At 60.9% G+C, this 20,359-nt stretch carries 18 protein-coding genes; 2 read left to right on the top strand and 16 right to left on the bottom strand.

The features are described 5' to 3' along the window. Positions 1 to 25 precede the first annotated feature (25 nt). The 9 genes from bamA to rpsB all read right to left on the bottom strand — a co-directional run bounded on the left by bamA (position 26) and on the right by rpsB (position 10,021). Complete coding sequence (gene bamA / locus B597_RS44755; RefSeq protein WP_003295017.1) at positions 26 to 2,413, bottom strand: outer membrane protein assembly factor BamA; 2,388 nt, start codon at positions 2,411 to 2,413, stop codon at positions 26 to 28. A 69-nt stretch (positions 2,414 to 2,482) separates the two neighbouring features. Next, the gene (gene rseP, locus B597_RS44750; RefSeq protein WP_003295016.1) at positions 2,483 to 3,835 is read right to left on the bottom strand and encodes an RIP metalloprotease RseP; all 1,353 of its coding nucleotides are present in this window, start codon (positions 3,833 to 3,835) and stop codon (positions 2,483 to 2,485) included. 60 nt (positions 3,836 to 3,895) lie between these two features. Next, entirely contained in the window at positions 3,896 to 5,086 is a 1,191-nt protein-coding gene (gene ispC, locus B597_RS0223855) for a 1-deoxy-D-xylulose-5-phosphate reductoisomerase (protein WP_003295015.1), read from the bottom strand. After that, positions 5,083 to 5,898: a phosphatidate cytidylyltransferase gene (locus B597_RS44745; RefSeq protein WP_024162525.1), complete on the bottom strand. Its 816-nt coding sequence runs from the start codon at positions 5,896 to 5,898 to the stop codon at positions 5,083 to 5,085. The genes ispC and B597_RS44745 overlap by 4 nt, the downstream gene beginning before the upstream one ends. Next, positions 5,892 to 6,653: a polyprenyl diphosphate synthase gene (gene uppS / locus B597_RS44740; protein ID WP_003295014.1), complete on the bottom strand. Its 762-nt coding sequence runs from the start codon at positions 6,651 to 6,653 to the stop codon at positions 5,892 to 5,894. Before uppS ends, B597_RS44745 begins: the two co-directional genes overlap by 7 nt. A 138-nt stretch (positions 6,654 to 6,791) precedes the next feature. Next, the gene (frr, locus tag B597_RS44735) at positions 6,792 to 7,349 is read right to left on the bottom strand and encodes a ribosome recycling factor (protein ID WP_003295012.1); all 558 of its coding nucleotides are present in this window, start codon (positions 7,347 to 7,349) and stop codon (positions 6,792 to 6,794) included. Then, positions 7,346 to 8,089, bottom strand: a complete 744-nt coding sequence (pyrH, locus tag B597_RS44730; protein WP_003295010.1) for a UMP kinase — start codon at positions 8,087 to 8,089, stop codon at positions 7,346 to 7,348. The genes frr and pyrH overlap by 4 nt, the downstream gene beginning before the upstream one ends. A gap of 200 nt (positions 8,090 to 8,289) precedes the next feature. Further along, positions 8,290 to 9,153, bottom strand: coding sequence for a translation elongation factor Ts (tsf, locus tag B597_RS44725; protein ID WP_003295007.1), 864 nt, complete (start codon positions 9,151 to 9,153; stop codon positions 8,290 to 8,292). A gap of 127 nt (positions 9,154 to 9,280) precedes the next feature. Continuing rightward, entirely contained in the window at positions 9,281 to 10,021 is a 741-nt protein-coding gene (gene rpsB / locus B597_RS44720; protein WP_003295006.1) for a 30S ribosomal protein S2, read from the bottom strand. Positions 10,022 to 10,315: 294 nt separating this feature from the next. Here rpsB and map point away from each other — a divergent pair, with 294 nt between their 5' ends. Continuing rightward, positions 10,316 to 11,098: a type I methionyl aminopeptidase gene (gene map / locus B597_RS44715; RefSeq protein WP_003295004.1), complete on the top strand. Its 783-nt coding sequence runs from the start codon at positions 10,316 to 10,318 to the stop codon at positions 11,096 to 11,098. Between the two features lie 35 nt (positions 11,099 to 11,133). Next, positions 11,134 to 13,836, top strand: a complete 2,703-nt coding sequence (locus B597_RS44710) for a [protein-PII] uridylyltransferase (protein WP_003295003.1) — start codon at positions 11,134 to 11,136, stop codon at positions 13,834 to 13,836. 51 nt (positions 13,837 to 13,887) lie between these two features. Here the strand turns inward: B597_RS44710 and B597_RS44705 are convergent, their stop codons facing one another. The 7 genes from B597_RS44705 to B597_RS44675 form a co-directional block, all read right to left on the bottom strand. Next, on the bottom strand, positions 13,888 to 14,217 hold the full coding sequence (locus B597_RS44705; RefSeq protein ID WP_003295001.1) for a Na+/H+ antiporter subunit G: 330 nt from the start codon (positions 14,215 to 14,217) through the stop codon (positions 13,888 to 13,890). Between the two features lie 9 nt (positions 14,218 to 14,226). After that, positions 14,227 to 14,496, bottom strand: coding sequence for a K+/H+ antiporter subunit F (locus B597_RS44700; RefSeq protein ID WP_003294999.1), 270 nt, complete (start codon positions 14,494 to 14,496; stop codon positions 14,227 to 14,229). Then, on the bottom strand, positions 14,481 to 14,981 hold the full coding sequence (locus tag B597_RS44695; RefSeq protein ID WP_003294998.1) for a Na+/H+ antiporter subunit E: 501 nt from the start codon (positions 14,979 to 14,981) through the stop codon (positions 14,481 to 14,483). Before B597_RS44695 ends, B597_RS44700 begins: the two co-directional genes overlap by 16 nt. Further along, positions 14,978 to 16,477, bottom strand: coding sequence for a monovalent cation/H+ antiporter subunit D (locus B597_RS44690; RefSeq protein ID WP_003294996.1), 1,500 nt, complete (start codon positions 16,475 to 16,477; stop codon positions 14,978 to 14,980). Before B597_RS44690 ends, B597_RS44695 begins: the two co-directional genes overlap by 4 nt. Then, a complete protein-coding gene (locus B597_RS44685) occupies positions 16,474 to 16,803 on the bottom strand; it encodes a Na+/H+ antiporter subunit C (protein ID WP_003294995.1) in 330 nt (109 codons plus the stop codon). The genes B597_RS44690 and B597_RS44685 overlap by 4 nt, the downstream gene beginning before the upstream one ends. Further along, the gene (locus B597_RS44680) at positions 16,803 to 19,595 is read right to left on the bottom strand and encodes a monovalent cation/H+ antiporter subunit A (protein WP_003294994.1); all 2,793 of its coding nucleotides are present in this window, start codon (positions 19,593 to 19,595) and stop codon (positions 16,803 to 16,805) included. Before B597_RS44680 ends, B597_RS44685 begins: the two co-directional genes overlap by 1 nt. 215 nt (positions 19,596 to 19,810) lie before the next feature. After that, entirely contained in the window at positions 19,811 to 20,272 is a 462-nt protein-coding gene (locus tag B597_RS44675) for an outer membrane lipoprotein (RefSeq protein WP_003294992.1), read from the bottom strand. Positions 20,273 to 20,359 lie beyond the last annotated feature (87 nt).

Below are 20,359 nucleotides of genomic sequence, written 5' to 3'. Positions count from 1 at the left end.
AGCACTGAGGCATCACGCCACAATGTTAGAACGTTTGTCCCAGCGAGAACTGGAATACCTGGGTATCGGCCTCGTCCGGCTTGACCACCGGCATCGCCAGGCTGAAGCTCAGCGGACCCATCGCGGTGATCCAGGTCAGGCCGACGCCGACCGAGCTGGCCATGTCGCCGAAGTCGATATCACTGCAGTTCGTCGCACTCGATTCGCAGTTGGTGTCGTATACGTTACCAACATCCCAGAACACCGAGGTACGCAGCGAGCGCTGGTCCTTGACGAACGGCATCGGGAACAACACTTCCAGGCCGCCCTGAATCAATACGTTGCCACCGAACGGCGCCGGATCCTGATCATCGGTGCAGCGCCCACTGGGATCACAGCTTCCTTCCGGCAGCAGGTTGCCCGCCGAATCATAGGCCCGGCTCGGGGTACTCCGAGGCCCCAAGCTGCTGTCCTCGAAGCCGCGTACCGAATTGAAGCCGCCGGCGTAGTAGTGCTCGTAGAACGGCAGGCTCGAGGTCGAGCCGTAGGCATCGCCGTAACCCAGACGCGTATGCATGCGCAGGGTGTAGTCCTTGCTCATCGGTACGAACAGCTGGCCGTTGTAGTCGAGTTTGTAGAAGGACAGGTCGCTACCCGGGATCGTGGTTTCCAGCACCAGGCTCTGCGAATAGCCGCGCGTGGCCAATACGCCACGGTTCAGGGTCGATTCCGACCAACCTGCAGAAGCCTTGAAGTTGAGGAAGCTGTCGCCTTCCTTTTCCATGAACTCAAAGATTTCATCCACGGTGTAACGACCGGTATCCAGGTCATCCTGTTGCACCGTCAGGCCGAAGGACAGACGGGACGTCTCGCTGATCGGATAGCCGATATTGATACCGCCGCCCATGCTGTCGACCGAGTAGCTGGACACGTCGTAGTCCAACTCGTCGTAGTCGGTGGTGCGGTAGAAGGCGTTGTAGCCCAGGCTGACACCGTCTTCGGTCCAGTAGGGGTCGACGAAACCGAAGTTGTAGCGTGACTGGTATTCGCTGCGGGTCAGCCCCAGCGATACACGGTTACCGGTACCGAGGAAGTTGTTCTGGCTGATGGAGCCACCGAGGATCAGGCCGGCATTCTGGGCGAAGCCGATACTGGCCATGATCGAACCGGACGGCTGCTCCTCGACGCTGTAATTGACGTCGATCTGGTCGTCGGTGCCGGGCACCTGAGGTGTTTCGACGTTGACTTCCTTGAAGAAGCCAAGGCGCTCGAGACGGGTCTTGGACTGGTCGATCAGATAGGTCGAGGCCCAGCCACCCTCCATCTGGCGCATCTCGCGACGCAACACTTCGTCTTCGGTCTTGGTATTGCCGCGGAAATTGATCCGATTGACGTATGCACGCTTGCCCGGATCGACGACGAAGGTGATGGAAACCGTGTTGTCCTCGTCGTGGGCTTCGGGAATGCCGTTGACGTTGGCGAAGGTATAGCCTTCGTTACCCAGGCGACGGGTGATCAGCTCGGACGTGGACGTCATCACCTTGCGTGAGAACACCTGCCCTTCCTTGGCCAGCAGCAGCGCCTCGACCTCTTCCTGCGGTACCTTGAGATCACCGCTGAGCTTGACGTCGCGAACGGTATAGCGCTCGCCTTCGTCGATATTGACGGTCACATAGACGTCTTTCTTGTCGGGCGTGATGGATACCTGGGTCGAGATGATATCCATGTTGATGTAGCCGCGATCCAGGTAATAGGAGCGCAGGCGCTCCAGATCACCGGAAAGTTTCTCGCGCGCATACTTGTCGTCGTTGCGGAAGAAGGAAAGCCAGTTGGTCGTCTTCAACTCGAACAGATTGACCAGATCCTCGTCGGGAAACACCGAGTTGCCCACGACGTTGATGTGTTTGATCGCGGCGACCGAGCCTTCGTTGATCTTGATCTTCAGCGCCACGCGATTGCGTGGCTGAGCCACGACCTCGGTTTCGATGGTCGCCGAATAGCGCCCCTGGCCCACGTATTGGCGCTGCAACTCGTTGCGTACGCCTTCGAGCGTTGCCCGTTGAAAGATCTCTCCTTCGGCGAGGCCGGACTGCTGCAGGCCTGAAAGCAGATCCTCGGTCTTGATCGCCTTGTTGCCCTCGATCTCGATACCGGAGATGGATGGACGCTCGACTACGCTGATGACCAGCACGTCACCTTCGCGACCGAGCTGGATATCCTGAAAGAAGCCGGTTCGGAACAGGGCGCGGGTGGCATCGACGAGGCGATCATCGTCGGCCGCCTGGCCCACGTTCAACGGCAGCGCGCCGAAGACGCTGCCAGCAGAAACCCGTTGCAGGCCATTGACCCGGATATCGGAGATAGTGAAGGACTCAGCGTGAACTTCGGCGATCATCAATGCGGAGATAACCGCAGGTAGCAGCAGACGTTTCATGAAGTCCTTTCTTATTCAAACCTGATAAATGAACCGGCAATTGGGCGCGGCGACACTACGGATTCGGCGTTACAGACGGCCAAGGTCATTGACCAGCGCAAGCAGCATCACCCCAACCACCAGGCTGATGCCGATCTGTACTCCCCATCCCTGCACCCGTTCCGACAAGGGACGCCCGCGGACCCACTCGACGAGATAGAAGAGCAGATGCCCACCATCGAGCACCGGGATAGGCAATAGATTGAGAACCCCCAGACTTATGCTCAGGTAGGCGAGGAAATTGAGGAAATCCCCCAGACCCGACTGGGCAGAAGCGCCCGCCACTTTAGCAATGGTTATCGGACCGCTCAAGTTTTTTACCGAGAGCTCCCCGAACAGCATTTTCCTCAGCGAATCCAGCGTCAGGAGGCTCATGGTCCAGGTTCGCCTGGCCCCTTCGGCAACCGCCTCGAGCGGCCCGAAGCTTACCTCGCGGAGCATTTCGGCGGGCCACTCCCCACCCGCCACGCCTGCGCCAAGATAGCCGCGACGCGCATCACCCTCACCGCGAACGGCCAGGGTCAGCGGCACATCCAGGCGCTGACCCTCGCGCTCGACCTGCAGCGAAACCGCCTCACCAGGCAACACCTTGACCGCATCGATCACCTGCTGCCAGTCATCCAGCGGCTGCCGATTCAAGCCAAGCAGACGATCACCGAGGCGAATACCTGCGGCCTGCGCGGGCCCCTCGGGATCCAATTGAGCGATCACCGGCACGATCTGCGGACGCCATGGCCTGATACCCAGCGACGTGATCGGATCGGGCTCTTCCACGCCCTGCAACCAGTCGCGCAGAGGAATCTGCAGATGTCTCTCGCTGGAGCTGCCAACGCCACGCACCACCAGATCGAGCTGCCCCGTCTCGCCCAAGCGGCGAACCAGTTGAAGATTCACCTCGGACCAGCCGTTGACCGGCTTGCCATTGATCGCAACGATTTCCTCATCGACGGCCAGTCCGGCCTGCGCGGCAAGACTGCCTGGCTCGACGGCACCCACCACTGGACGCACCTGCTCGCTGCCAAGCATGGCCAGCAGCCAGAAGAACACCAGCGCAAGCAGGAAATTGGCCAAGGGGCCGGCAGAAACGATGGCAAAACGCTGGCGAACGGTCTTGCGATTGAACGCGCTACCGAGCAGCGCCGGCGGCACCTCGCCCTCTCGCTCGTCGAGCATCTTGACGTAGCCACCCAAGGGGATTGCCGCGATCACGAACTCCGTGCCGTGCCGATCATGCCAGCGCAGCAGCGGACTGCCGAAACCCACGGAAAAACGCAGCACCTTGACGCCACAACGACGTGCAACCCAGAAATGGCCGAACTCGTGAAAGGTAACCAGCACCCCGAGAGCAACGAGGGTGCCCATGATCATGTAAAGCGCGCCCATAACTATCCTCCGGGGTGGGTCTGATGACATTTCACTGCAGGCCGCATGGCCGGCTGTCCCCTATCGCCCGTTGCAACCCAGCCACGCACCGGCAAGTTGCCGGGCTCGCCTGTCAGCCGCCAATACGTCATCGAGGCAGCCGGTCGCGACCGGCGCCTCACGGTTCAAAACGTCGTCGATGATACTCGCGATCTCGGTGAAGCGGATGCGTCGACTGAGAAACGCATCGACTGCTACCTCATTTGCAGCGTTGAGCATGGCCGGTGCAGTACCGCCGCTTTCGGCAGCCAGGCGGGCGAGCCGTAAACAGGGAAAGCGCATATCGTCCGGCTTCTGAAAGTCGAGCCGACCGATCTGCAGAAGATCGAGCGCCGAGACACCGGAGTCGATCCGCTCAGGCCAGGCGAGCGCATGAGCGATCGGCGTACGCATGTCGGGATTGCCAAGCTGCGCCAGCACCGAGCCATCCACATAGTCCACCATCGAGTGGATCACGCTCTGCGGATGGATTACCACCTCGACCTGATCAGGCCGAGCATCGAACAGCCAGCACGCTTCGATCAACTCGAGCCCCTTGTTCATCATGCTCGCCGAATCCACGGATATCTTGCGGCCCATCGACCAGTTCGGGTGGGCACAAGCCTGCTCGGGAGTGACATCGGCGAGGTGCTGCGGCGCAAACTCACGGAACGGACCGCCCGAGGCAGTCAGCAAAATGCGCCTCACGCCAACTGCGCCAAGCCCTTGGGAATAGGAGGATGGCAAGCACTGGAAGATCGCATTGTGCTCACTGTCGATCGGCAACAGTACGGCCGAACTGTCGCGAAGTGCCTGCATGAACAGCGCCCCGGACATCACCAGGGCCTCCTTGTTCGCCAACAGCACCCGCTTGCCAGCCTGGACCGCAGCGAGCGTCGGCCTCAGCCCGGCCGCACCGACGATGGCAGCCATCACCACGTCTACTTCGGGGTGACCTGCAACCTCGTCCAGTCCGCCTTCGCCGCTCATGACGCGGGTCGTGATCCCGTCGCTATGCAACTGCTGCTGCAAGACAAGAGCCTGCGCCTCGTCACCGACCACGGCGAAGCGCGGCCGATGCGCGGCACAAAGCGCGCGCAGCTCGGTCAGCCGTGTGAAACCGGTAAGCGCGAAAACGGCATAACGATCCGGGTGACGCGAGATGACATCCAGCGTGCTCAGCCCGATCGACCCGGTCGCACCAAGAACGGTTACCTGTAACGGTCGATTCACAGCGCGCCCCAGCCCGCAAGCCACAACAGCACCGCAAACACCGGGATAGCGGCGGTAAGGCTGTCTATCCGATCCATGACACCACCGTGCCCTGGCAACAACTGACTGCTGTCCTTGATCCCTGCACTGCGCTTGAACATGCTTTCGGTCAGGTCACCGATGACGGATATCAAGACGACAGCGGCAGCCCCGAGCAATGCAAGTATCAGTTCTCGGGCCGACCAGCCGCGGTAGATGCCGACAGCAAGCGTGATCAAAAGACTGGTTAGCAACCCCCCAACCAGGCCCTCCCAGCTCTTGCCAGGACTGACCTGAGGTGCCAGTTTTCGCTTGCCGAAGGCCTTGCCGGAAAAAAACGCACCGATGTCGGCCGCCCAGACGAGGACCATCACCGCCAGTATCAGCCAGTTACCCAGCTCCCACTGCTTGATCACAACCAGCGCCTGCCAGGCAGGCAGCAGGATCGCCAGACCAATCAGCAAACGACCGACGCCTCCCCCCCACAGACGACTGCTCTGCGGGTAGGTCAATACGAGATAGGTCGCAAACAGCCACCAGAACACGGCCAGCGCCAGCAGCCAGGGCGCCAGTGGCGGAAGCTGAAAGAGCATGGCCAGCAGCAACACCACCAGCAGCGCGTAGGCTACCCGTACCGCCTGGCCGGCGAAACCCGCCAGCCGCGCCCATTCCCAGGCGCCCAATGCCACGACCAGACCGATGAAGATGGCGAAGGCGAGCCCGTGAAGGAGGAAAAAACCGATGATCGCAACAGGTAGAAGAATGGCTGCTGTAATGATTCGCTGCTTCAGCATTCGGCCTTGACCTCGTTTTCGACCTGCTCGCCCGTCTTGCCGAAGCGGCGCTGCCGCGTAGCGAAATCGACAAGAGCCTTGCGCATGGCCACGTGCTTGAAGTCCGGCCAATACAGGTCGGAAAAGTACAGCTCCGCATAGGCAAGCTGCCAGAGCAGAAAATTGCTGATGCGCCGCTCACCACCAGTGCGAATGCACAGATCCGGCAACGGCATATCGCCGGTTGCGAGATAGCTCTGAAACAAGGCCGGCGTGATCTCGGAGGGATTGAGGCGCCCTGCCTGGGCCTCGCCCGCCAGATGCTGGGCGGCCTGAAGAATGTCCCACTGGCCGCCGTAATTGGCGGCGACCTGAAGCACGAAACGATGATTCGCCGCGGTCATGTCCTCGACTTCAGCCATGGCAGCCTGCAACTCGGGATGGAAGCGTGAGCGTTCGCCAATGATGCGTAGCCGGATCCCGTTCTCATCCAGCTTGCGCGCCTCGCGCCGCAACGCAGAGAGGAACAATTCCATCAGCGCTCCCACCTCATCGGCAGGACGCTGCCAGTTTTCGCTGGAGAACGCGAACAACGTCAGCACCTCGACGCCTGAATCGGCACAGACCTCGATCACTGCGCGAACCGCATCGACACCGGCCTTGTGCCCGGCCACACCGGGCAGCAAACGCCTCTTCGCCCAGCGGTTGTTGCCATCCATGATGATCGCTACGTGACGGGGCACATTCCGCCTGGCAATCTGCCTGACCTTTTCCATGAACAACTCTACTTGCGCTAAAACACGCTGCAAACAAAAGAAAAAGCTGCAAGCAACAGCTTCAGGCATCCCAACGCCGTCGCGCCTGCCACCGACCGATATCGGCGGCAGGCGCCACGACGACGATCCGATGCCGGCTTAGACGGCCATCAGGTCGCCTTCTTTGGCCTCGAGAGCCTTTTCGATTTCTGCAACATACTTGTCGGTTAGCTTCTGGACGTCATCCTGACCGCGACGTTCCTCGTCTTCGCTGATTTCCTTTTCCTTGACGAGGTCTTTCAACTGCGCAATCGCATCGCGGCGGATGTTGCGCACGGCAACACGGGCGTTTTCGGCTTCAGCACGGGCCTGCTTGGTGTAGCCCTTGCGGGTTTCCTCGGTCAGGGCCGGCATCGGAACGCGGATCGTGGTACCGGCAGAGGCCGGATTGAGCCCAAGGTCCGAGGTCATGATGGCCTTCTCTACCGCCTGGATCATGCTCTTATCGAACACGGTCAGCGCCAGGGTACGGGAGTCTTCGGCCACTACGTTGGCCACCTGACGCAGCGGCGTATCGGCACCGTAATAGGAAACCATCACGCTATCCAGAATGCTGGGGTGCGCGCGTCCGGTACGGATCTTCGCAAAGGCATGATCCAGCGATTCCAGGGTTTTCTTCATGCGCTCCTGCGCATCTTGCTTGATCTCGTTGATCATTCTTTCGATTCCTCGATCAGGGTTCCTTCGGCGCCACCTAGCACAATATTGAGCAGGGCCCCGGGTTTGTTCATGTTGAAGACTCGCAGCGGCATGCTGTGGTCTCGGCACAGGCAAATGGCCGTCAGATCCATCACGCCCAGCTTGCGATCGAGCACTTCGTCGTAGGTGAGCTCGGCGAACTTCTCCGCATTGGGATCCTTGAACGGGTCCGCGGTGTAAACGCCGTCGACCTTGGTCGCCTTGAGCACGACATCAGCCTGAATCTCGATCGCACGCAGGCATGCCGCCGAATCGGTGGTGAAGAACGGGTTGCCGGTGCCAGCCGAAAAGATCACCACTTCGCCACTTTTCAGATGGCGCATGGCCTTGCGGCGATCATAGTGATCGGTCACTCCGACCATGGAGATGGCGGACATGACCAGCGCCGGGATATTCGAGCGCTCGAGCGCATCACGCATGGCAAGCGCGTTCATCACCGTGGCGAGCATGCCCATGTGGTCGCCGGTCACACGATCCATACCTGCGGCGGACAATGCCGCACCGCGGAACAGATTGCCGCCGCCGATCACCAGACCGACCTCGACACCAATACCCACCAGTTGCCCGACCTCGAGAGCCATGCGGTCAAGCACCTTGGGATCGATACCAAAGTCTTCGGAGCCCATCAGGGCTTCGCCGCTTAATTTGAGCAGAATGCGTTTATAGCGGGGATTGCGTGCACTCATCTGCTGAGCCATTGGCGTTCTATCTCCTGCGGCGTGGTGTGACTGAGTCTGGCCGAATCCGACCAAAAAATATCTGCGCTTTGACAGCGCAACCATGGGTTGGTGCCAGACGATGACTATATCGTGACAAAAAACTTTTTCCGCCGCCCCATTCGACAAAGAGGCCGCGCGCGTGAGCGGGCAGCCTCTTTGCAGGAACCAGCGAACAATCCTTACTTCTTGGTCGCGGCCACCTGAGCAGCAACTTCGGCAGCGAAATCGACCTCGGCCTTCTCGATGCCCTCGCCCACTTCGTAACGAACGAAGGAAACGATCTCGGCACCGGCTTTCTTGGCCAGGTCACCGACCTTGACTTCCGGGTCCTTGACGAACGCCTGCTCAACCAGGCTGGCCTCGGCCAGGAACTTGTTGATACGACCCTTGATCATGTTCTCGACGATGTTTTCCGGCTTGCCGGCGATCTTGTCGGCATTCAGCTGCAGGAAGATTTCCTTTTCCTTGGCTACCAGCTCTTCGGAAACGTCAGACGGGCTCAGAACAGCCGGGTTGCTGGCAGCCACGTGCATGGCGATATCCTTGGCCAGCTCGGCATCGCCACCCTTGAGGGTGACCAGAACGCCAATACGATGGCCGTGCAGGTAGGCACCAACCACTTCGCCCTCGACCGCGGTCAGGCGACGGATATTGACGTTTTCGCCGCACTTGGCAACCAGGGCTTCACGGGCAGACTCGCGAGAAGCGATCAGCGGAGCCACTTCGGTCAGGTTCTGCTCGAAGGCCTCGTCCAGGCTCTCCTTGACGAACGCCTTGAAGTCGTCCTGCAGAGCCAGGAAGTCGGTCTGCGAGTTGACTTCGATGATCAGGCCACGGCCACCTTCGACGCGAACGGCAATCGAACCTTCGGCAGCGATGTTGCCCGACTTCTTGGCGGCCTTGATGGCACCGGAAGCACGCATATCGTCGATGGCCTTCTCGATGTCGCCCTCAGCGGCAACCAGGGCCTTCTTGCATTCCATCATGCCCTGACCGGTACGCTCGCGCAGTTCTTTGACCAAGGCTGCAGTGATTTCTGCCATGTTGGGAATCCTCTCGATTTGGTTTCTAAACCACTCACCCGTTACATGGGTGATCAATTCGCAAGAGACAAAAAGGGGGCCTAGGCCCCTTTTTGTTCATCGGGTGTCACGCTGCAGTGCGCCGCACTCAGCCCTGAGCCGCTTCGGAAGCAACTTCCTCGACGAACTCGTCAGCGCCACCGGCACCGTTCTGACGACCGCGCATCACGGCATCGGCCATGGAACCGAGGTACAGCTGCACGGCACGGATGGCGTCGTCGTTACCTGGGATGATGTAGTCGACACCTTCCGGGCTGCTGTTGGTATCGACAACGCCGATCACCGGAATGCCCAGCTTGTTGGCTTCGGAGATGGCGATACGCTCATGATCGACGTCGATGACGAACATGGCGTCCGGCAGACCGCCCATGTCCTTGATACCACCCAGGCTGCGCTCGAGCTTCTCGAGGTCACGGGTGCGCATCAGGGCTTCTTTCTTGGTCAGCTTCTCGAAGGTACCGTCCTGAGACTGGACTTCCAGCTCACGCAGGCGCTTGATGGAAGCGCGGATGGTCTTGTAGTTGGTCAGCATGCCGCCCAACCAGCGGTGATCGACATACGGGGAGCCGCAACGAGCAGCTTCTTCGCGAACGATCTTGCCAGCGGAACGCTTGGTGCCAACAAACAGGATCTTGTTCTTGCCTGCAGCCAGTTTTTCAACGAAACGCAGCGCGTCGTTGAACATCGGCAGGGTTTTTTCCAGGTTGATGATATGGATCTTGTTGCGCGCGCCGAAAATGTACTTGTCCATTTTCGGGTTCCAGTAACGGGTCTGGTGGCCGAAGTGCACACCGGCCTTCAGCATATCGCGCATAGTGACTTGAGACATGATCAGTCCTCGAATAAGTCGGGTTAGGCCTCCACGCGTCCCGATATCCAACTCTTGCGAGCACCCAGGATACCGTGTCGACACGTGTGTGGGGTTAAGCGCAACGGGGTCTCCCCGTCGAGCGGCGCGTTTTATAGCACAAAGCCTGCCGCGAGGCTACTGCTTCGAGCAGCAACGACTGCACGCCCGACGGTTCGAGCGAGTGCCGGCCTGCAGTCCGCAGGCGCTTTGGTTTATCATCGCCGATTTATTAGATACTCGCCTTCGCCTGCGGGCGCATCCAAAGAGGTTTGCATGACTGTCACCATCAAGACGCCCGAAGATATCGAGAAGATGCGCATCGCCGGACGCCTGGCCGCCGAAGTACTCGAGATGATCGGCGAGCACGTCAAGCCGGGCGTCACCACCGAGGAGCTCGACCGCCTCTGTCACGACCATATCGTCAATGTGCAGCAGGCTATCCCGGCTCCGCTCAACTACAAGGGCTTCCCCAAGTCGATCTGCACCTCGGTCAACCATGTCGTCTGCCACGGCATTCCGAATGACAAGCCGCTGAAGGACGGGGATATCGTCAACATCGACATCACCGTCATCAAGGACGGCTACCACGGCGATACCAGCAAGATGTTCATGGTCGGCAAGGTACCGGAGTGGGCCGAGCGACTCTGCCAGATCACCCAGGAATGCCTATATAAAGGCATCGAACTGGTTCGACCCGGCGCTCGTCTCGGTGATATCGGCGAGGTGATCCAGAAGCATGCGGAGAAGAATGGCTTCTCGGTGGTGCGCGAGTACTGCGGCCACGGGATCGGCAAGGTCTTCCACGAGGAGCCGCAGGTACTGCACTACGGCCGAGCCGGCACCGGCCTGGAACTCAAGGAAGGCATGACGTTCACCATCGAGCCGATGATCAACCAGGGCCGCGCTGAAACGCGCCTGCTCGGCGATGGCTGGACGGCAATCACCAAGGACCGCAAGCTGTCGGCCCAGTGGGAGCACACCATTCTGGTCACCGCCGACGGCTACGAGATATTCACCTTGCGCAGCGACGACAGCATCGCCCGCACCTCCGCCTGATTCCCCAGTCGCAGCCCCCACGGGAGGACGTTCGCATGCCCCAGGTCGATCCGGAGCTGTTTGATCGCAGCCAGTTTCAGGCGGAGCTGGCACTCAAGGCCAGCCCCATCGCCGCATACAAGAAGGCGATACGCCAGGCCCGCCAGGTTCTGGATGAACGATTCAAGGCCGGCCGCGACATCCGCCGCCTGATTCAGGATCGAGCCTGGTTCGTGGACCAGATACTGTGCTCGGCATGGAACCGTTTCGACTGGAATAAAGACGCCGACATCGCACTGGTCGCCGTTGGCGGCTACGGCAGGGGCGAGCTGCACCCCTATTCCGACATCGACCTGCTGATTCTGCTCGATGACAACGATCAGGAGATTTTCCGCGACGCCATCGAAGGCTTCCTCACCCTGCTATGGGATATCGGGCTGGAAGTCGGACAGGCCGTACGCTCCGTTGCCGAATGCGCCGAGGAAGCACGTGCCGACCTGACCGTCATCACCAACCTGATGGAAAGTCGCACGATCGCAGGCCCCGAACGCCTGCGTCAGGCCATGCTCCAGGTCACCAGCCCGCAACGGATGTGGCCGAGCAAGGAATTCTTCCTGGCCAAGCGTAACGAGCAGCGCGCGCGTCACGCCAAGTACAACAATACCGAGTACAACCTGGAGCCCAACGTGAAGGGCTCGCCTGGCGGCCTGCGCGATATCCAGACCATTCTCTGGATCGCTCGACGCGAGTTCGGCACGCTGAATCTGCAGGCCATGGTCGACCAGGGCTTCCTCACCGAAGGCGAACACAGCCTGATGACCGCCGCGCAGGAGTTCCTCTGGAAAGTCCGCTACGGCCTGCACATGCTCGCCGGACGCGCCGAAGACCGTCTGCTCTTCGACCACCAGCGAAGCCTTGCCGCCCTGCTTGGCTATGAGGACAGCGACGCCAAGCTGGCCATCGAGCGCTTCATGCAGAAGTACTACCGCGTGGTGATGAGCATCGCCGAACTTGGCGACCTGGTTGGCCAGCACTTCGCCGAGGTGATCCTCTGGGAAGGCGAATCAGGCCCGATTGTCCCGCTCAATAGTCGATTCCAGGTACGCGACGGCTATCTGGAGGTCGCCAACCCGACGATCTTCAAGCGCACCCCATTTTCCATTCTGGAAACCTTCGTGCTGCTCGCGCAGCATCCGGACATCCAGGGCGTACGCTCCGATACCATTCGCCTGTTGCGCGACCACCGCTACCTGATCGATGACGCGTTCCGCCAGGACCTGCGCAATACCAGCCTGTTCATCGAACTGTTCAAATGCAAGGAAGGCATCCATCGTAATCTGCGGCGCATGAACCGTTACGGTATTCTTGGCCGCTACCTGCCGGAGTTCGGCCACATCGTCGGTCAGATGCAGCACGACCTGTTCCATATCTACACCGTCGATGCGCACACACTCAATGTCATCAAGTACCTGCGCAAGCTGACCAAGCCGGGCGTGGCCGAGAAATACCCGCTGGCCAGCAAGCTGGTCGAGCGCCTGCCCAAGCCGGAACTGATCTATATCGCCGGGCTCTACCACGACATCGCCAAGGGGCGTGGCGGTGACCATTCCGAACTGGGTGCGGTGGATGCCGAGCAGTTCTGCAGCCGTCACAAGCTGCCGGCCTGGGACACCCGGCTGGTGGTCTGGCTGGTGGAAAACCATCTGGTCATGTCCACCACGGCCCAGCGCAAGGATTTGTCGGATCCGCAGGTGATCAACGATTTCGCCCAGTTGGTGGGTGACGAGACGCACCTGGACTATCTCTACGTCCTCACCGTGGCCGACATCAACGCCACCAATCCCACGCTATGGAACTCCTGGCGCGCCAGCCTGCTACGCCAGCTCTATACGGAAACCAAGCGTGCCCTCAAGCGCGGCCTGGAAAATCCGCTGGGACGCGAGGAACAGATTCGCCAGACCCAACGCGCCGCGCTCGACGATCTGGTTCGCCACGGCACCGATCCGGACGACGCCGAGCAGCTCTGGGCACAGCTGGGCGACGACTACTTCCTGCGCCACACCGCCACGGACGTTGCCTGGCACACCGATGCCATCATCGAACACCCGCAGGATGGCGGGCCACTGGTGCTGATCAAGGAAACCACTCAGCGCGAGTTCGAAGGCGGCACCCAGATATTCATCTACGCGCCGGACCAGCACGACTTCTTCGCCGTGACCGTGGCCGCCATGGACCAGCTCAACCTGAACATCCATGACGCACGCATTCTGACCTCCAGCAGCCAGTTCACCCTGGACACCTACATCGTGCTGGACGCCGACGGCAGCCCGATCGGCAACAACCCCGAGCGGATCGAAGAGATTCGCAACGGACTGATTACCGCCCTGCGCAACCCGGATGACTACCTGACGATCATCCAGCGGCGCGTTCCGCGACAGCTCAAGCACTTCGCCTTTCCGCCGCAGGTCACGATCCACAACGACACCCAGCGTCCCCAGACCATTCTGGAGATCATCGCGCCGGATCGCCCCGGCCTGCTGGCGCGGGTGGGCCAACTGTTCCTCGATTTCGACCTGTCGGTGCAGAACGCGAAGATCGCCACACTCGGCGAGCGCGTGGAAGACGTGTTCTTCGTGACCGATGCGGACAATCAGCCACTGTCCGACCCGCAGTTCTGTCTGCGCCTGCAACAGGCACTCGTCAAGGAACTGCAACAGGAGAACGAACAGCAGCCATCCCCGAGCAGCATCGTCATCTGAGGGCTGGCCACGGCCACGCGCCCCCTGCCGCTGGCGGCAGGGGGCGGCACATCACTCCCAGGGCTTGCCGCGTGTCTGTTCGACGGCCGGCAGCTTCTGCTGCATGGCAGCCTTGGCCAGCATGTGCGCGCTGACTGGCGCGGTCAGGAAGAGAAACAGCGTGATCAGCAGTTCGTGCAGGCTCAGGCCGTCATTCTGACTACTGAAGAAGATCATCGAGGCGATGACGATGCCGCCGACCCCGAGCGTGGTCGCCTTGGTCGGCCCGTGCAGACGTGTGTAGAAGTCCGGCAGCCGGTACAGCCCGATGGCGCCGATCAGGGCGAACAGGCTGCCGATGATGAGGAATACGCTTACCAGCACTTCAATCCAGAATGGCATGTCGCCTCCTCAATCAATGATGTCGCCGTGCAGCAGATGCTTGCCGACTGCCACGGTACTGACGAATCCCATCACGGCAATCAGCAGCGCAGCTTCGAAGAACAGGTCCGAAGCCAGCCAGATACCGAACAGGACGATGAGCGCGAGCGCGTTGATGTACAGCGTATCGAGCGAGAGCACCCGATCGGGCATATCCGGCCCCTGAACCAGGCGAATGACATTCAGCACAGCTGCCAGGCCGAGCACGGCCATGCAGAACGGAATCACATAGGCGAGCATTCGAAGATCTCCAGCAACGGTGCTTCATAGTTGCGCTTGACCTCGGCGATCAGCGCATCGATATCCGGCGCGTCCAGTGCATGCACCATGAGCATCTTGCGATCCGGACTCAGGCAGGCAGAAACCGTTCCAGGCGTCAGCGAGATGATGCTCGTCAGCGTGGCCAGGGCAAATTCGTTATCGATGGCCATGGGAATTTCGATGAACGCCGGTCGCAAATCGCCCCTTGGTCCAAGCACCAGCCTGGCAACGTGCACATTGGCCACGACGATGTCGTAAAGCACTTTCAGGGCGAACAGGCAGAGCTTGATCGGCCTGCGCACGCGCGGCACTTCGATGAGAAAGCCTCCTGCCAGGAGGGGTATCGCCCAGCCGAGAAACAACCCCAGCAGCAAATGGCCGAAACTCAAGGTATTGTTGAGCAGCAGCCAGAGCAGCGCCAGCAACAGGGTTAGAGCAGGATTCGGTAACCAGCGAGCCCTCATGCCGCACCTCCCTGGACGATCTGCAGGTAAGGCCGCACGTCCAGCAACTGCGCAGCCGTGGCCTGCATGAAGGCCTGCAGAGGGCCGGCAGCGGCGACCAGTGCCAGGCTACCGAACAGCAATCCCACGGTTGCCAGCAAACGCACCGGATCCGCCGCCCCTGCCTGCGCTTCTGCGCTTGCCCGCCAGAACACCAGGCTGCCGGCGCGACTCAATGCAATCAACATACCCAGCCCTCCGACCAGAACGACCGACCACAGCGCTATTGCCTCTGCGCCTGGCTCAATGGCTCGAAGCAACATCACCTTGCCGAGAAAACCGGAGAACGGCGGCAGACCCGCGACCGAAATCGCGCCGATAAAAAACAGCGTACCGAGCAGCAGGGGCTGCCGCAGGGCGGGTGCCGGAATCAGATCGGTACCCGGCTCACCGCGCTGCCGGGCAATGAGATCGGCAAGCAGAAACAGCGCGCCGGCAATCAGCGTGCTATGCACCAGGTAATACAGGGCGGCGGCGAGGCCCTCCTCGCTCCCCAGGGCTACCCCGGCGAGCAGCGTTCCCACCGACACGACCACCAGATAGGCAAGCAGCACCTGCAGATTGCTCGCAGCGAGCGCGCCAACGACGGCTGCGCCAAGCGTCAGCAAGGCCAGCGGCCAGAGCCAGGCATCCACCATGTGGTTCAGCTCACCCGCCTCGCTGCCAAAGATGAGCGTGAACACCCGGATGATGGCGTAAAGCCCGACCTTGGTCATGATCGCGAAAAGCGCGGCGACCGGAGCGGTCGCTGACGCATAGGCTCGCGGCAACCAGAAATACAGCGGCAGGATCGCCCCCTTCAGCGCGAACACCACCAGCAGCAGATAGCCCGCCGCTGCCAGCAAGGGCGCGTCCGCAGGGTCGGCGCCACTCACACGCACCGCCATGTCCGCCATGTTCAGCGTGCCGAGCAGTCCGTAGAGCATGCTCACGCCAATCAGAAACAACGAAGAACCGAGCAGATTGAGCACCACATAGTGCATGCCGGAACGCACCCGGCGCTGGCCGTGCCCGTGCAGCAACAGGGCATACGAAGAGATCAGCAGTATTTCGAAGAAAACGAACAGATTGAACAGATCGCCAGTCAGGAACGCACCGTTTATTCCCAGCAACTGGAACTGATAGAGCGCGTGGAAGTTCGGCCCTCGCTCGTCGTCCCCGCGACATGCATACAGTGCGGCAAAACCGGCAAGCACCGCGGTCACCAGCAGCATGAGCGCGCTCAGTCGGTCCAGCATCAGCACAATGCCGAATGGAGGTTCCCAGCCACCTAGCGCGTAGATGCGCAACTGTCCGTCATCAGCCAGCACCAGCAGCCAGATAGCGAGCGGCACAAGCGACCAGGTCGCGAGCAGCGACAGACTGCGCCTCATCGTCCGCCCCATGGAACGGACTGAGAGCAACAGCGCCCCCGTGAACAGCGGCACCAGCAGCGGCAGGATCAACGCATGATTCATTTGCTCGGCTCCTGGCCGTCCACGTGGTCGGTACGCAGCTCACCGATACTGCGCAGGGCCAGGACCACCACGAAGGCGGTCATAGCGAAGCCGATGACGATGGCAGTGAGAACCAGCGCCTGAGGCAGGGGATCCCCATACTCGGCGCTCTTCCCGATCACCGCGGGCACTCCCGTGGCCAGCCGCCCCATGGAAAAGATGAACAGGTTGACCGCGTAGGAGATCAGCGTGAGCCCCATCACCACCGGAAAGATACGTGCGCGCAGAAGCAGATACACGCCACTTGCGGTCATGATCCCTAGCGTGATTGCGAACAATGCCTCCATTACAGCACCTCCCTGTTCGAGTCGCTCTGGCTTACCTGGCCGATATTGGAAAGGATCAGCAACGTCGCACCCACTACCACTAGATAAACCCCCAGGTCGAACAGCATCGCAGTAGCCAGTTCGAACTCACCGATCACTGGCAAATGGAAATGGCCGAACGCCGAAGTAAGGAACGAATGACCGAAGACCAGGCTACCGAGCCCGGTCAGACCGGCAATGATCAGACCCGCCCCGCAAAGCGTGTGATAACTGATCGGCTGCCGTGCCTGAGCCCAGCTGACGCCGTGGGAGATGTACTGCAGAATCAGCGCCACGGCAGTAATCAGGCCAGCGATGAATCCGCCGCCCGGCAGATTGTGCCCGCGCAGGAAGATGAAAGCCGAGATCAACAGCGCCATCGGCAGCAATGCCCGAGCCAGGGTATCCAGCACCATGGGATGCTTGTCCTCGGACCAGAGCCGGCCGCCGTAATCGCGAATCGGATGGGGCAGGCGCAGACCGTTGAGCAAGCCGAAGATGCCGACGCCGGCGATCGCCAGCACGGCGATCTCACCCAGCGTATCGAACCCGCGGAAGTCGACCAGGATCACGTTGACCACGTTGGTACCACCCCCGCCGGACACGCTGTTTTCCAGGAAAAACGAGGCGATGCTGTCGTAGGGCCGCGTAAGCACCGCGTAGGCGAGCAGCGCAATCATGGTGCCGCAAGCGCTGGCCAGCACGAAGTCGCGGAAGGCACGCAAGCTGCTCGACTCGGCGGGCGTGCGGTCTGGCATGAAGAACAGCGCGAGAATCAGCAGAATGATGGTCACGACCTCGACCGACAACTGGGTCAACGCGAGGTCCGGAGCCGAATAGCGGGCAAAGGCCAGCGCCACCATGAGACCGACGACGCTGAGCACCATCAGCGCCACCAGACGCCGCCGATGGAACAGTACGGTGAGCAGCGAGGTGAGCGCCAGGATGGCCATGCCAAGTACGGTGATACCGTCGAGCGGGGTCAGCGCAACCGGTCCGTGCAACGCGGCCAGAGGAGTCAGGGCGAATACCACCAGCACCAGCGTACTGGCCAGCATGAGGGCGATATAGCGCTGCAGCGAGCCGTTATCCAGCAAGCAAGTGAGATGACGAGCGCCAAGCGTCAGTCCGGCCATCACACGCTCGAACACTTCGAGCGAATTGACCGAGGGCAAGCCCTCGTACCAGCGGAACGCCCATTTGCGCAGCGAGTAGATGAGGATGCCCCCAATCAGCGCTGCAATGCTCATGGCCAGAGGCAGATTGAAACCATGCCAGACCGACAGGCTGTACTCCGGCACATTGCCATTGAGCGTTCCCGAAACCGCAGCGGCCAGCAGCGGACCGACCGTGAACGCCGGCAGCATGCCAACCAGCAGACAGAGCAGCACCAGGATCTCCACCGGAATCTTCATGTAGCGCGCAGGCTCGTGGGGCGGGTATTTCGGTAGATCGATGGGCTCGCCATTGAAGAACACGTCATGCACGAAGCGCAACGAATAGGCCACCGAAAAGGCGCTGGCGAGCGTCGCTCCCGCCGGGATGGTCCAATAGAAACTGCCAAGCAGGTGCTGATCGAGCGTCTCGGCGAAAAACATCTCCTTACTCAGGAAGCCGTTGAGCAGCGGCACGCCCGCCATGGCCAGTGACGCCACCATGGCCAGCGCGGCGGTGTGCGGCATGTACTTCCACATACCGTTGATACGCCGCATATCGCGGGTCCCGGTTTCGTGGTCGATGATCCCGGCAGCCATGAACAGCGAGGCCTTGAACGTCGCGTGGTTGATGATGTGGAAGATCGCCGCCACCGCTGCCAGGCGCGAATCGAGGCCAAAGAGCAAGGTGATCAGCCCCAGATGACTGATGGTCGAGTAGGCCAGCAGCCCCTTGAGGTCGTGCTGAAAGAGAGCCATCACGGCGCCTATCAGCAATGTGGCCAGCCCGGTAATGCTGACCAGATAGAACCACCATTCCGATTCCGCCAGCGCCGGATAGAGCCGGGCGAGCAAAAAGACGCCGGCCTTCACCATGGTGGCCGAATGCAGGAAAGCGGATACCGGAGTAGGCGCAGCCATGGCCTGCGGCAGCCAGAAATGGAAAGGAAACTGCGCCGACTTGGTGAATACGCCCAGCAGCACCAGAATCAAGGTCAGCGGATACAGCCAGTGACCGCGAATCAGGTCGCCCGAGGCCAAGACCGTGGTCAACTCGAAGCTACCGACAATATGGCCGATCAGCAGGATTCCGGCGAGCAGCGCCAGGCCGCCACCGCCGGTGACCGCCAGGGCCATGCGCGCACCCTGGCGGGCATCGGCCCGGTGACTCCAGTAACCGATCAGCAGGAACGACGACAGGCTGGTCAGCTCCCAGAACATCAGCATCAGCAGCAGGTTCTCGGATAGCACGACGCCGAGCATGGCGCCCATGAAAAGCAGGAAAAACCCGTAGAAGCGCCCCATGGGGTCCTTCTTCGACAGGTAGTAGCGCGCATAGAGGATAACCAGCAGCCCGATGCCGAGAATCAGCAGCGCGAACAGGAAACCCAGACCGTCAAGGCGCAGGCTGAGGTTCAGGCCGAGCTCTGGCAACCAGCTGTAATGGACGATCTCCGTTTGCCCGGCAAAGACATCGGCACGCCTGGAAAGCAGCAAGACCAGCGCTGTCAGAGGCGCGATGCCTGCGCCGAAGGCACAGGCGGAGCGACCGAAGCGCTCCAGCAACAGAGGCAGACCGATGCCCAGAAATGGCAAAGCGATGATCAGCGCAAGCGCCATGAACGAGACCCCTTAAGCCGCCGATTCGGAGGCATTCTTATCCTTGAAAGGCGAGCAACTGCCTGATGCAGCACACAAATATGCGCTCGATTATCCATACGGATGATGCCGGCGTCATGATTTCATGTATTACGAAAAACGAAAGGCGCTGCCTCCGCTCCTTTCGGAAACGGACGGCAGCGCCCTTGCGTCAGCCCGCTACGATGGCCGCAGCGTCAGGGCGCCACGCGACTGGTACCGCTGACTGTCATGATGCGAACGCGTTGACCAACGCGAAATACCTGGTTGGGCTCGACGGCCTGAACGTAGGCACGAACATTCCCGTCGTCTTCGCGCACAGTGATCTCGACACCCTGGGTACGGGTGACGCCCTCCTCGGCCGCCGCCCCGAGCATGCCGCCGGCGACGGCACCAATGACCGCAGCGACGGCGCTGCCGCGACCGCCACCGACGCCGCTACCGGCGACCCCACCGACTATCGCCCCGGCGCCAGAGCCGATCGGCGTCTTGGTGCCTTCGATCTTTACAGGCCGCAGCGATTCGATGGTGCCGTAGCGCACGGTCTGGACGGCGCGCGCCTCGTCACGAGAATAGGTATCGCCAGTCAGGCTGGACGCACATCCCCCCAAGGCCAGCGCCAGGGCAGTGAAGGAAGCAACGAAAATGGACTTGTGCATTGAGTTTCTCCTGCAGACAGCTGTTCGTTCCGGCGAAAGGCAACGGGTGGTGACGACGAAAAAGCACTTGGCATCTTCATCGTCGTG

The sequence above is a fragment of the Stutzerimonas stutzeri KOS6 genome (assembly GCF_000307775.2).
GTDB classification, from domain to species: domain Bacteria; phylum Pseudomonadota; class Gammaproteobacteria; order Pseudomonadales; family Pseudomonadaceae; genus Stutzerimonas; species Stutzerimonas stutzeri_B.
The sequence above is the reverse complement of the archived record's forward strand: the minus strand, read 5'-3'. Positions and strand labels throughout refer to the sequence as shown.

Coding starts and splice junctions, on each gene's coding strand:
- bamA (WP_003295017.1), bottom strand. CDS start 2,413: ATGAAACGTCTGCTGCTACCTGCGGTTATCTCCGCATTGATGATCGCC.
- rseP (WP_003295016.1), bottom strand. CDS start 3,835: ATGGGCGCGCTTTACATGATCATGGGCACCCTCGTTGCTCTCGGGGTG.
- B597_RS44745 (WP_024162525.1), bottom strand. CDS start 5,898: ATGCTGAAGCAGCGAATCATTACAGCAGCCATTCTTCTACCTGTTGCG.
- uppS (WP_003295014.1), bottom strand. CDS start 6,653: ATGGAAAAGGTCAGGCAGATTGCCAGGCGGAATGTGCCCCGTCACGTA.
- frr (WP_003295012.1), bottom strand. CDS start 7,349: ATGATCAACGAGATCAAGCAAGATGCGCAGGAGCGCATGAAGAAAACC.
- pyrH (WP_003295010.1), bottom strand. CDS start 8,089: ATGGCTCAGCAGATGAGTGCACGCAATCCCCGCTATAAACGCATTCTG.
- tsf (WP_003295007.1), bottom strand. CDS start 9,153: ATGGCAGAAATCACTGCAGCCTTGGTCAAAGAACTGCGCGAGCGTACC.
- rpsB (WP_003295006.1), bottom strand. CDS start 10,021: ATGTCTCAAGTCACTATGCGCGATATGCTGAAGGCCGGTGTGCACTTC.
- map (WP_003295004.1), top strand. CDS start 10,316: ATGACTGTCACCATCAAGACGCCCGAAGATATCGAGAAGATGCGCATC.
- B597_RS44710 (WP_003295003.1), top strand. CDS start 11,134: ATGCCCCAGGTCGATCCGGAGCTGTTTGATCGCAGCCAGTTTCAGGCG.
- B597_RS44705 (WP_003295001.1), bottom strand. CDS start 14,217: ATGCCATTCTGGATTGAAGTGCTGGTAAGCGTATTCCTCATCATCGGC.
- B597_RS44700 (WP_003294999.1), bottom strand. CDS start 14,496: ATGCTCGCCTATGTGATTCCGTTCTGCATGGCCGTGCTCGGCCTGGCA.
- B597_RS44695 (WP_003294998.1), bottom strand. CDS start 14,981: ATGAGGGCTCGCTGGTTACCGAATCCTGCTCTAACCCTGTTGCTGGCG.
- B597_RS44690 (WP_003294996.1), bottom strand. CDS start 16,477: ATGAATCATGCGTTGATCCTGCCGCTGCTGGTGCCGCTGTTCACGGGG.
- B597_RS44685 (WP_003294995.1), bottom strand. CDS start 16,803: ATGGAGGCATTGTTCGCAATCACGCTAGGGATCATGACCGCAAGTGGC.
- B597_RS44680 (WP_003294994.1), bottom strand. CDS start 19,595: ATGGCGCTTGCGCTGATCATCGCTTTGCCATTTCTGGGCATCGGTCTG.
- B597_RS44675 (WP_003294992.1), bottom strand. CDS start 20,272: ATGCACAAGTCCATTTTCGTTGCTTCCTTCACTGCCCTGGCGCTGGCC.